The organism is Paenibacillus xylanilyticus (assembly GCF_013359935.1).
Lineage (GTDB): Bacteria > Bacillota > Bacilli > Paenibacillales > Paenibacillaceae > Paenibacillus > Paenibacillus xylanilyticus.
This window is the reverse complement of record NZ_JABMCB010000190.1, coordinates 288,948-301,179: the sequence shown is the minus strand read 5'-3', so window position 1 is coordinate 301,179 and position 12,232 is coordinate 288,948. Positions and strand designations below refer to the sequence as shown.

At 51.9% G+C, this 12,232-nt stretch carries 11 protein-coding genes; 6 read left to right on the top strand and 5 right to left on the bottom strand.

Features of this window, described 5'->3' with window-relative positions; translation table 11 throughout:
• The first annotated feature begins 149 nt into the window (after window positions 1-149).
• The 4 genes from HP552_RS18320 to HP552_RS18305 all read left to right on the top strand — a co-directional run bounded on the left by HP552_RS18320 (window position 150) and on the right by HP552_RS18305 (window position 4,525).
• Entirely contained in the window at window positions 150-1,010 is an 861-nt protein-coding gene (locus HP552_RS18320) for an ABC transporter permease (RefSeq protein WP_246310967.1), read from the top strand.
• 2 nt (window positions 1,011-1,012) lie between these two features.
• Window positions 1,013-1,807 carry an ABC transporter ATP-binding protein gene (locus HP552_RS18315; RefSeq protein WP_175396840.1) on the top strand — a complete coding sequence of 265 codons (795 nt, stop codon included), beginning with the start codon at window positions 1,013-1,015 and terminating at the stop codon, window positions 1,805-1,807.
• 165 nt (window positions 1,808-1,972) lie between these two features.
• Window positions 1,973-3,151, top strand: a complete 1,179-nt coding sequence (locus HP552_RS18310) for a winged helix-turn-helix domain-containing protein (protein WP_175396839.1) — start codon at window positions 1,973-1,975, stop codon at window positions 3,149-3,151.
• 66 nt (window positions 3,152-3,217) lie between these two features.
• Entirely contained in the window at window positions 3,218-4,525 is a 1,308-nt protein-coding gene (locus tag HP552_RS18305; RefSeq protein ID WP_246310949.1) for an MFS transporter, read from the top strand.
• Window positions 4,526-4,613: 88 nt separating this feature from the next.
• Here the strand turns inward: HP552_RS18305 and HP552_RS18300 are convergent, their stop codons facing one another.
• From HP552_RS18300 to HP552_RS18280, 5 genes are all read right to left on the bottom strand, one after another.
• Window positions 4,614-5,162, bottom strand: a complete 549-nt coding sequence (locus HP552_RS18300; RefSeq protein WP_175396838.1) for a hypothetical protein — start codon at window positions 5,160-5,162, stop codon at window positions 4,614-4,616.
• A 77-nt stretch (window positions 5,163-5,239) separates the two neighbouring features.
• Window positions 5,240-5,911 (bottom strand): class I SAM-dependent methyltransferase, encoded by a 672-nt coding sequence (locus HP552_RS18295; protein WP_175396837.1) that lies wholly within the window; start codon window positions 5,909-5,911, stop codon window positions 5,240-5,242.
• Window positions 5,908-7,248 carry a glycosyltransferase family 4 protein gene (locus HP552_RS18290; RefSeq protein ID WP_175396836.1) on the bottom strand — a complete coding sequence of 447 codons (1,341 nt, stop codon included), beginning with the start codon at window positions 7,246-7,248 and terminating at the stop codon, window positions 5,908-5,910. Before HP552_RS18290 ends, HP552_RS18295 begins: the two co-directional genes overlap by 4 nt.
• A 1-nt stretch (window position 7,249) precedes the next feature.
• Window positions 7,250-8,140 carry a glycosyltransferase gene (locus tag HP552_RS18285; protein WP_175396835.1) on the bottom strand — a complete coding sequence of 297 codons (891 nt, stop codon included), beginning with the start codon at window positions 8,138-8,140 and terminating at the stop codon, window positions 7,250-7,252.
• Window positions 8,140-9,432, bottom strand: a complete 1,293-nt coding sequence (locus HP552_RS18280; RefSeq protein WP_175396834.1) for a hypothetical protein — start codon at window positions 9,430-9,432, stop codon at window positions 8,140-8,142. Before HP552_RS18280 ends, HP552_RS18285 begins: the two co-directional genes overlap by 1 nt.
• 384 nt (window positions 9,433-9,816) lie before the next feature.
• On the opposite strand from HP552_RS18280, the gene HP552_RS18275 reads away from it, so the two are divergent.
• Both HP552_RS18275 and cydB read left to right on the top strand, forming a co-directional pair.
• Complete coding sequence (locus tag HP552_RS18275) at window positions 9,817-11,232, top strand: cytochrome ubiquinol oxidase subunit I (RefSeq protein ID WP_175396833.1); 1,416 nt, start codon at window positions 9,817-9,819, stop codon at window positions 11,230-11,232.
• Window positions 11,177-12,232 (top strand): cytochrome d ubiquinol oxidase subunit II, encoded by a 1,056-nt coding sequence (gene cydB, locus HP552_RS18270; RefSeq protein ID WP_246310948.1) that lies wholly within the window; start codon window positions 11,177-11,179, stop codon window positions 12,230-12,232. The genes HP552_RS18275 and cydB overlap by 56 nt, the downstream gene beginning before the upstream one ends.

The following is a 12,232-nucleotide window of genomic DNA, read 5'->3' as shown; positions in this document are numbered from 1 at the left end:
CTGACCGGACGACAACCCGGCAGTACGGATGCGAGGCGGACGTGCAGTTGGTTCGCCTCATTCTTTTCGATAGACAGGGAGGAAGTAGCGTGAGTATAAGTTGGAATTCAATTGAAGGGGCAATAGAGCTCGGTCTGTTATATGCCCTGATGGCACTTGGTGTATATATTACGTTCCGTATTCTCGATTTTCCCGATCTTACCGTAGATGGAAGTTTCACAACAGGAGGCGCAATCGCAGCGGTTATGATCTCCAATGACTTCTCTCCTTGGCTCGCCTGTTTGGCGGCAATGGCTGGAGGCATGGTGGCTGGGGCATGTACAGGTCTGCTTCATACCAAAGGCAAAATTAACGGATTGTTATCCGGTATTTTGATGATGATTGCGCTCTACTCCATTAATATGCGTATCCTTGGCGCACCGAATAAATCCATTATGGGCATGGATAATCCATTCTCGGGTGAACATGTCATGGTGCTAATTATTATCGTGGTGCTGGTGTTTAAAATCATGCTCGATCTGTTCATGAAAACAGATATTGGACTTGCACTCCGCGCGACAGGTGATAACAAACGCATGATTCGCAGCTTTGGCGCAAACACAGATGTGACCACCATTGTTGGCGTTAGTTTGTCCAACGGGCTTGTGGCCTTGTCCGGAGCATTTATTGCACAGCAATCCGGCTTCGCAGACATCACCATGGGAATTGGTATGATCGTGATCGGACTCGCTTCTGTTATTATCGGTGAAGCTATTCTTGGTGCAAGAACGGTATTCTGGGCAACACTCGCTGCTGTGGTTGGTTCAATTATTTACCGGATTGTTGTCGCGCTTGCCCTGCAGGTCGAATGGTTTGATACTTCTGATCTGAAGCTGATTACCGCGGTGATCGTCATCATTGCCCTTGTGTTCCCGACCATGCAGCGCTCCATGAAGCAGAAGAGCCTTGCTCGTAAACGAACCGAAGAGCTTATGCGGTCCACGGGTCAACAAGCGAAGGGAGGCATGTGATCATGCTGGAGATTTCACATGTGACGAAGCTGTTCAATCCGGGAACGACAGACGAGAAGACAGCTCTGGTTGGCGTGAATCTAACGATGAATCCAGGGGATTTCGTAACGGTTATCGGCAGTAACGGTGCGGGGAAATCCACGTTGATGAATATCATTTCAGGCGTAATGAAGCCGGATATGGGCGATGTGCTGATTAATGATCGTTCCATCAAAAACCTGCCTGAGCATAAGCGCAGCAGCTGGATCGGCCGGGTATTCCAGGATCCGATGGCAGGAACGGCTCCACATATGTCCATCGAAGAGAACATGGCCATGGCGTACAAACGTGGTAAAGGGCGAGGTCTTGGCTTCGGGGTTACCCGGGCAAGACGGGAGATTTTCAATGCCCAGCTGCAGAAGCTGGGGATTGGACTCGATAAGCGTCCTAATGCCAAAGTGGGTCTCCTCTCAGGCGGAGAACGCCAGGCGCTCAGCCTTCTTATGGCGACCTTTACCCAACCGCAGATTCTGCTGTTGGATGAGCACACCGCAGCGCTTGACCCTGCGCGTGCCGAACTGATCACGGAACTGACCGAAACGTTGGTGCGTGAGATGAGATTGACCACCTTAATGGTTACCCACAATATGGAGCAAGCGATTCGTCTTGGCAACCGTTTGATCATGATGGACAAAGGCAGAATCATTCTGGATGTCAGTGAAGAGCGTAAGCGTACACTGACCGTACCCGAGCTGCTCGTCGAATTCGAGCGCATCAGCGGCAAAAAGATGGCAGACGACCGTGTTGTACTTGGTTAGGTACAGGGATATAGGGTTGGATCATACAAAAACCTTTTGCGTGCTCGCAAAAGGTTTTTTGTGGTACATTGATTTCAATGTCATAAATACGAGATTGTAGTGAAATCAAATCTTGGAATGACGCCACACCGTTAGGATTAGCAAGTTTGCACAGGAGGACCAAGCATGTCATTGCAATTTGATGAAGGCACATTTACCGTAACCCGGCGTACCGATTCCATCCGACTGCTGGCGAAGGAATTTGCGCTTCTTCATTTTTTATACGAGAACAAGGAAAAAGCATTTACACGCAGCCAGCTGCTGGACCGGGTATGGCCGCTGGAGTATCCGGTTGAACGCACCGTGGATGATCATGTGTATCGGCTGCGCAAGAAACTGAAACGTTGGGAAGAAATTTCGCTGGATACCGTACGCGGCTATGGTTACCGGCTCACCATTCAGGCCAATAGGACAGCACTGCCCTCTAATCCCTCCGCCCAAGATCTGGAGATGCGAGAAGTGATCCATGGATTGTTCCGCAAATATCATCTGTTTGGGCAGGGGCGATCGATGCTAACCCTGATTCATCAGCAGGACGCCCTCGGCATTCAGATTGACTCGTTCTATCAATTGTATACCCGCTTTATTCAGGGAGATCTGGAATGGCTGATCACAACGAAGGAAATACCTTTCGAGGAGCGTGTGTACTGGCTGTTGATTTTTGTACACGCCTTGGTTGAACCAGAGGAAAGCCTACAGTTGTATGAACGGGCATTGGGCTCATCGGCTTTGTCCGCGGATCAGCTTCGAGAGCTCCGCATCCTGAATATTGTTGAGGTTTATGCAGAGGTGGGTCAATATCGACGGGCCAAAGCGCAGCTGGCAGATACATATCATGTCATTGAGACAGACAACCTGGTCAACTTCAAGCTTCCCGTAGCACTGTCGGAATTGTATGTAGAGCTGTGGGGCGGCAGTGGTGAGAGGGTGGAGGAGCAGATGATCACATTACGATCAGGCTTGAAGGATGCACCCTATTTGCGTGAAATCGGGCGATTTCAGGTGATGGAAGGGTTATGGCTGCTGAGGCAAGGACGGACCCGTGAAGCAGAGCCAAGAATCGATGATGGGCTCGATGTGCTGAAAATGAGCTTAAACGCACCGTTATATATAAATTCTGCGCATCAAGTGCTATTGTTCATGGCACATCACCGGATCCAGGGGCGTCTGCTTCATAAATATAGACAAGTTTACACAGAAATCGCCAAAGAATTTGGAATTCCTGAATATGGACAGCAGATTACGGATGAAATCCGGGCTTTTTTATCCATGTTTCCTCCAGCCTCTGATCTTCCTCTGATATAACTCCCGTATGATTACAGCCATGGAACACAGACCACTACGGCTGTAATCAAGGAGGGTTACTACATAATGACTAGCATTTCCAATGAATCATCCAGTCCGTCCAAAATGTCATCCAAAGGTTTATGGCGTAATTTTCAGTTTGTCCGCATGTTTATCGCGTACGCGCTCGCGACCTTTGGGGACTGGTTCGATGCACTCGCCATCCAGGTGATGGTTGCATATCGGTGGGGTGCCGATCCACTAATCATCGCGCTTATTCCGGTTTGTATGGCTGTCCCGGGCATACTGCTGGGCTCGGTCGCAGGTACGCTGGCGGATCGTTTGCACAAAGTAAAGATCATGATGCTCTGTGATGTGATTACCGTTGTACTGACATTGGCCATCCTGTTCGCCCCTAGTGCGGCATGGCTGCTTCCGCTTCTGGCCCTGCGAGCCATGATGGGAGTTTTCCACATTCCGGCCCAACAGGCGCTGACACGTCAAGTAGTGGCAGAGGAGCATTTGTTTCAGGCTTCGTCCCTGAACGGCTTTGTTGGACAATGCTCCAAGGTGGCTGGGCCGCTGCTGGGTGCCGTAATCCTGGCCGTATTTTCACCCCAGATCTGCATTGTCATCAATGCCTGCACTCGTCTATTATCTGGGTTGGTATTATGGCCTTTGCGACGTTTAACGGAACAGCCAAAAGATTCAGATATGGATGAAACGCTTGGGCAGGAGAAGGCAGAAAACGAATCTGTGCTTGCGCAATGGGCAAAAGGATGGAGCTTTATCCGCAGCAGTCGGCCCATTCTGAGCACCATCCTATTTGGGTGTTTTGGCTTAATGGCCATTCTTATGATTGATTACCAGTTCACGACGCTGTTTCGCAGCATTAAACCGGAAAATGAAGCCCTGATCGGATGGCTCGGCTCGTCAGCTGGTGCGGGTGCAGTCATCATGATTCTACTGTTGAATCGGCTGCCGCGGATCGGTTATGGCTGGGGGCTCGGAGGGGGTTATCTTGTTATTGGGGTAGGTATTGCTGCCTTAGGACGAGTTGCGCCGCTAACACCAGATATTTGGGTCATCGTCTGGGGGCTGTGCATCGGACTCGGAAATGGTCTCTTTATGGTGACGCTCAATTATTTGCTGCAAAAGGAAACGCCTCCTGCCTATGTAGGGCGCGTCTTCGGCATCCAAAATTCTCTGTCCAGTATCGTGCTTGTCGTTGCCCCGCTTGCAGGGGGTGCATTAATTCGTGCCACAGGGCCAAGTCTTACCTTTCAATACATTGGTATTGCGACGCTTGCTATTGGTTTTGCAGGTATATTGCTGCAGCGTGTTTTGTGGAATGGCCAGGAAGCGCTGGGTGCTGTCCGGCAGGAACACATATAACATCAGTAATTCTGGTGCAAAAAAACAATAATCAAAAGCCGCTTCCGGTTCGACGGAGAGCGGCTTTCTCTTCTTGAAGAGGGATAAATTATACCTCCCACCAAGCGAAATAGGCAGTGGAAGCAAGCAGGCCACCGACGGTGAGGGAACCGCTGACCGTCAGATTAATGGACTGTCCTGGCGGGACGACATAACTGCCAAAAACATTGGATGAAAAGGGTCCCGCTTGCAAAGCCAGCGTCATTAACGTGGTTGCCCCGGATGGAGCGGAAGTGGAGAATCGGACCGCTGCAACACTAATGTTGGTGCTGGACAGATTGCTGTTCACAGGTGTTAGTGTACTGGGCGAGGCCAGCGTTCCATTGGCACTGAGGATCATGGATCCACTGAAGGAAGACAGGAGATTGAGGGAGACCGTGATTCCACCAGAAAATCGGGATACATACAATGTTCTGCCGCTTCCAGCAGGATTGGCCAATTGGACAGTCACGATTACGCTTCCTCCCAATAACCCAAGGGTGGTGGAATTGGTTGTACCTGAATTAAACAGACTTCCCACGCTTCCTGCATTATTTTCCGGTGGCGCAACAATGCCGGGAGTGCTGCGCCTGACAGCTTCTGGCGCAGCCTCTTCCACGAGCGATGCAGCCCGCTGCAGGATGCTATTCGTTCATCTCTAACCTGTTTTGCTCCACTCAAGGAACTCAGAATACTTCATCCTTTCCGAATAACTGCCCGGAAGCAGCGAATCGGTGCACCATACATGTCTGACCAGATGGCATCATCCGGCTCATCCACAACGAGCTTCCCGTCAATCGTCAGCCCGGTAACAGCCATGATGGTTTCGAGTAGATCAGGTCGCATCTCCGGTACATCGAAGGTCGCAATTAATTGTCCATCCGGCTTCATGACCCGGGCAAATTCGCGAAAGGCACGCAGCATCGTGCCTGTATCCAGATGCTCCAGAACCGAGATGCAGAATATTCGGTCAAACATGCCGGATGCATACGGCAGCTGGGCCAGATTGGCCCGGGCGCGATGCAGCCTGGTCAAGCAGGATTCCGGCAGATCACGTGCAGCCTCTTCGCCAAAGTCAGAAGCAATATTCAGCCGGATGGCTTCTTCCGACAAAATGCGTTCATCCCAATCACAGGCATGAACTTCCCGGCAGTGTTCGGCCAACCAGAATTTGAACGGGTGGGAGATGCCGCAGGCCGCATCCAGTACGACGTCGTCCGAACGGGCAAACTGACGGGCCCACTCGTATTCGTAAGGTCTGCTCCACCATGCCGGATGCAGCGGAAATATCAGCGTATCTGTTTTAGGGTCACTTTGCCGAACAAATCTTGATTCCAGCTGTTCTGTCTGATCAGGTGTGTCCATCATCCCCGAATCCCCTCTCTCAATCCTGCGTCTGCCAGGAAATTTTCCAATACCGTACTCCATTTGCGCCGCCATCCGGACAGGTCATAGGCCAGTGCTGTCTCCCGGGCGTATATGCCCAAGCGCTCCCGCTCTGCCCTGTCCTCGAGGAGACGTACCAGAGCAGCAGTGAGTGCATCATCTCCCGGAGGTACAAGCAGCCCGTTGAAACCATCCTGAATGAGATCGTTTAATCCGCCAACGTTGGAGGCAACGACCGGAATGCCACAGCTCATGGCTTCCAGACAGGCATAGGAGGTACCTTCCGAGAACACCGTAGGGATCACAGCAATATCGGCTTGGTGATAGGCCTCCCGGATATCCCTGAAGTCATACGTACGCTGTATTATCCGATCTTTGTGGGGGTGAGTGCGATGCCAATAGCGAAACGCTCTGCCCACAGTGCTGCCCTCGACCAGCTCCCCGGCAAATTCAATTTCCAGGTCAGGAAAGGCACCCAGCAGCCGATCTGAGGCAAGCATCATGGGGATTATGCCGCGTTCCATACTGATACGGCGCGGATACAAAATCCGTAGTGGGCGCGTAAGGTTCGGATGTAAAACAGGGCTAGCGGTGCTGGCAACAGGTTCAATGTGTTCATTTGCCATATCGGAAAAGTCAGCCTCAGCGAGCTCCATAGCTTCTTTTGTGCTCAACCCCGAGATGACTACTCCGATGTCTTCTTCCTGGCTGGCAAGGTCTTCCTTCCACGCCGACAACCATTCCGCTTCCTGCTCCTGACCAAATCTTGGTCTGGGCGGAGCTGGAGTGAAATAGGAAGTATCCACTGCATTGGGAATGAGGACGACCTGATTGGGATCACCAAACGTACAAGCAGCCCGGCAAAAGGTCTGGAAATGGGAATCCACCGATACGATGCGTACCAGTCCATCCAGTGCCAGTTGGATGTGCCCGGCGACCTGCTGTTTGGTCTCCAGCGGCAGACCGGGACGATCCCAGTTAATGCCGTGGCAGATCCCCAGACTGCCGGGTTTGTAGCTGATGGGCTGCCAGAGGCAGCTGGCATAGATTACGGGACCGCGCGCTGCTGCGGCCATCCGGGCAAAGGCTTCAGGCACATCATCCATATCATAGGCGTATCCAAACACGTCAATCTGCTCCGTCCGCGTCTGAAATGCTTCATAATAGGACAGCTGATGCACTTCGGGAATGTGCCCCAATTCGCGGATCACTCTGCACAGATCGAGAATGTAACGTTCAAGCCCACCTCCGAATACCCGGCCGAAATCCCGGTTGTATCCATCTGTGAAGCTGTGTGTCAAAATACTGACCACACCCATCTCACCGCTCCTCCTTCCAGGGAACCAGCCGAGGTTCCGGGTCCAGGATGGATTCGTAATGTTCCAGACTGCCCCACTGGCCGTGTGGATCAATGCGTTTGTAACGCAGATACTTGCGAACCCGGTCTTCCAGACTGCCCGCCCATCCAAGGTGCTGTACTTTCAGCTCCGTGCTAATACCAGGCAGGACTGTGCAGGACAAGGGGAGGCGGGGAACATGATGGTTTTGCTGCGGGTAAAAGTAGGGATAGTTCGGCATATAGCGTACAAGGGAGGCCGTGTGTCGTCTGTGCAGTCCCCATAATTCATCATCCCGATAATGAGTTCGACCACCCCACATATCGTAAAACCGGAATGCAACCCAGTCCGCATGCTCCTGATTGATCAGAGTACGTATGGCTTCCTTGGCCTCCGAGCTGTAGAGTTCATCCGCATCGACGGACAGCATCCAGTCCGGAGAGGTACTCACTGCCGCTTGCCACAGGGCGTTACGGAGCCGCCATTCCTCGGCGAACAGGGGCTTCTCCAGCACCTCAAGACGGACAACCTTCGGATAGGCCCTGCATAGGTCGGGTGTGCCATCTGTGCTCGCATCATCTACAATAACGATCTCATCCACGAACTCACTCAGATCACCGAGTACCTCTTCGAGGTATCTGCCTCGTTCGTTGCGGACCTGCAGCATTGCGGTCAGTTTATTTCCCTTACTTTTGCGAACGCGGCGAATGGAAGAGGATACCGGGTTTGAACGTTCCCGCTGCTCCTCCGTGCCCTTCGAATGCACCACACTGTCTGCAATTGGTTCAGTTAAAGCTGAGGGGACATCAACCCGGATGTCTGTCTGCATGCCCAGACCCCGAATATGTTGTGTGCGCTTCTTCGGGTCCAGCATCACGGCACCTCCCCCAGTAATTGCTGTACAGCCTGATCCAGCAGTTCCAACTCCACAATCCGGGAGAGTGCATCCTCATTCTCCATGGCTGCTTCGAGGAACTGATGTACTGCCCCGTGGCGTTCTCCGCGAAGTGCCATGGCAGTACCGGATAATACCTGATAATCCCTGCGGCTGGAGCCATCCTGAATATCCACCGCGTGTACCAGAGCCATGGCGTCCTCCACACGTCCGGTCTCCTGATAAATTCGGAATTTCCAATGCCGGGCGGTCTCTCCTCCAAGTGCGTCCAGTATGCTGAGTGCTGCTCCGTAATCATCGTTTATTCGCAGCAGCTCCGCCTGAACAAGTTGATTCTCCCCGGCCTCCAGCCAGCGGCATAACTGTTCATAGTGATGCCGTTCCTGTGCATGGCCTGCACTGATCCCGTAGACCTGCAGCGCATGCTCCACTTCTCCTGCTTTGGCATGAATGGCCGAGAGGAACCGGTAGTGGGAATGGATGCAGTCACTTCGTCCGCTCATGATGGCATGGATGAAAGCCTCGTTAAGCGATGCAGCTGCTCGCGAATCGTCCAGCAAGTATTCATAGGCTGCCAGCAAAAAGGAAATCGTCTCATGCGGCCCCGTTTTTGAACGGAGCTGGCGATAATAGTCCGCACGCATACTGCACTGGAGCGGAGTAATGGTGTCCGGTGCACCTGCAACGATTTGTCTCAGGGCGTGCAGGAACAGCAATTCGCAATCCTTTAGTGGAAATTCGAGATCATTCTTTGGTATGGTGCCGGCAGGAGCCGTGTTTTCACCACCCAACCAGACCGCGCGCATACCCTGAAAGGCCAGCTTCATATAACGCGCTTCCGAAGACGTGCCGACCAGGGATGCAACGCCAACCAGCCGGGATATACAGCTTTCCCACAGCGGTGACTCCGCTTCATCGCCTGCCGGTTCGGGAAGCAGTACAATGCAGATCTCCGGATGCAGCGAAGCTGCTGCCATAAGCCAATAGGGGTGGGTGATTACAGCTGCGGTGCGAGACTGCTGCAGCAGTAATTCTGCTTCCGGCAAGGTAACCACTGCAATGGCCGGGGGCATATCTTCTGAACGTTCCTGCCTGCTTACATAGAATACCTCTCCCTCTGCCGCAAGTAAGGCAGCGATGGCCGGGTAAGGAAAAGTGGACCATCCGCCTTTGCGTGGAAAGAGAATATACCTGATGGGAGGGAGCTCTGCATTCCCCTCTTTTGAAGCCGGTTCTGTGGCTTTTTCCGGTATGGTTTCGGATTTATCCATGTGTTAATCACCTCACTTTGACTGCGTTCAAGGTTTCTGCCCCGTTTCCGGGATCCGTTCTTCCACATCATATGTAAAGCCCTTATGGCACTTCGCATGATATGTCTGACTCTAGCATATGGGCATTATGTGCCAAACATGAGCAACTTCCCTGAATAGACGAAGCTGGCAAGCCATATTGATAGGCTGAATTTTATCTAATGTGTGACCATCGTCACATTTTTTTCGAAATTCCGATGAGGATTGTGATAATTGTCACATGTAGAAAATAGGCAATCTGGCACAATACGTTCATCAAGCGTATTTGGCGGACAGACAGCGAAGGTGCAGCTTCCATGCCGAATGCGAATTAACTGCGATGTAACAGAAAGAAGGGGTAACGGTATGGATCCGATTATGTTATCGCGTATCCAATATGCACTCACAACGATCTTCCATTTCTTTTTTGTACCGCTGTCCATCGGTCTTGTGCTGCTGGTAGCAATTATGGAGACGTTGTACGTAGTCAAAGGTAAGGAAATCTACAAAACGATGGCCAAATTTTGGGGCAAGCTGTTCCTGATTAACTTTGCTGTCGGGGTCGTTACGGGTATTTTGCAGGAGTTCCAGTTCGGCATGAACTGGTCCGAGTATTCCCGCTTCGTCGGGGACGTGTTTGGTGCGCCGCTGGCGGTTGAAGCCTTACTGGCGTTCTTTATGGAGTCTACGTTTATCGGGCTCTGGATTTTCGGATGGGATCGGTTGTCCAAAAAAGTGCATCTGGCCTGTATCTGGCTCGTATTTGTCGGCACATTCCTGTCCGCGCTGTGGATTCTGGCAGCCAATTCATTCATGCAGCATCCAGTTGGTTTCGAGATTAACAACGGCCGTGCGGAGATGAATGATTTCTTGGCACTGCTTACCAATGGTCAGCTGCTGGTTGAATTCCCGCATACCATCTTCGGCGCATTAATGACGGGTGCCTTTGTGGTAACGGGAATTAGTGCCTACAAATTGATGAAGAAGCAGGATGTGGAGATTTTCCGCAAATCATTCAACATTGCGATCATCATTGGTCTTGTTTCCTCATTCGGTGTAGCGTTCTCCGGGCACTTCCAGGCGCAATACCTGGTGGAAACGCAGCCCATGAAGATGGCAGCCAGTGAAGGGACATGGACAACAACGGAAGATCCTGCACCATGGACGGTAGTCGCGTTTATCGATCCGGACAAACAGGAGAACTCCGGTGAGATCAAGATTCCCGGATTGCTCAGTTATCTGTCCTACAGCAAGTTCTCCGGAAGTGTTAAAGGCATGAAGGAGCTGAATGCTGAGTATCAGCAGACTTATGGGCCAGGGGACTACATCCCGCCAGTACGGACGACGTTCTGGAGCTTCCGCATCATGATTGCAGCGGGTGGTTTAATGATTATACTCGCCTTGTACGGTACGTTCCTGGCCTTCCGCAGGAAGCTGGAGGTAGCCGGAAAGTGGTTTATGCGCCTGATGGTATTTGCCATCTCCCTGCCGTTTATCGCCAATACGTCGGGCTGGATCATGACGGAGGTGGGGCGGCAGCCTTGGACGGTATTCGGATATATGACGACCGAAGCCAGTGTATCGCCTAACGTGAGTGCAGGCCAGATTCTGTTCTCTACCATTGCATTTACGGCAGCTTATACGGTTCTGGGTATTGTAATGGTCTATCTGTTCGTGCGTGAGATCAAGGCAGGACCATATGCAGTAGAAAAGCCGGAGGACCACGATGAATCGTCCGATCCGTTCGGCGTGGATGGGGGTTATTCAGTTGTCACTAAGTGAGTTGTGGTTTTTGCTGATTGCCGTATTATTTGTTGGATTTTTCTTTCTGGAGGGTTTTGATTTTGGGGTTGGCATGTCGACTGGCATTATTGCCAAAACGGATCGTGAACGCCGTACCCTGATCAATTCGATTGGTCCGTTCTGGGATGGCAACGAGGTGTGGCTGATTACGGCAGGGGGAGCAATGTTTGCTGCCTTCCCTCACTGGTATGCTACGTTATTCAGTGGCTTCTATCTGCCGCTTGTAGTGGTGTTATTGGCCTTAATTGGTCGCGGGGTGGCCTTTGAATTCCGCAGTAAAATGAGACATGAACGCTGGCGCAAAACATGGGACGTCATCATTGTTGTCTCAAGCAGCCTCCTGCCTTTTCTGTTCGGCGTAGTGTTTGCCACGCTCATGAAGGGTCTCCCCATCGATGGGCAGATGCAGATGCGTGCGGGATTCCTGGACATCGTCAATCCGTATACTGTCGTTGGCGGTTTAAGCGTAACCTTGTTGTGTCTCGTTCATGGACTGCTGTTCGCTTCCTTGCGTACGGTTGGCGATCTCAGGGAGAGAGCATTGCAAACTGCCCAAAAACTGATGCTGCCGCTGGCTGCCATTCTTGCGGTGTATGCCATAATGACATACTTCATGACGGACGTGTTCGCCGTGCGCGGCTGGGCGCTCTGGATCATGGTGGTCCTTGGCGCTGTCTCCTTGGGTCTTGCCGCTTACTTCGTGCGGCATAAGCGCGAGGGTTGGGCTTTTGGCATGACTGGAGGTGTCATTGCCATCGCCTTTGCTTCCGTATTTATCGGCCTGTTCCCAAGAGTTATGGTGAGTTCCTTTGGCTCCGCGTTTGACCTGACGGTCTACAATGCGGCATCCGGTGCATATTCGCTGAAAGTGATGACCATTGTAGCCTGCACGCTGCTGCCTTTTGTTCTCGGCTATCAGATCTGGAGTTATTACATTTTCCGCAAACGTCTGAACGAGCAGCATCACCTGGAGTACTGA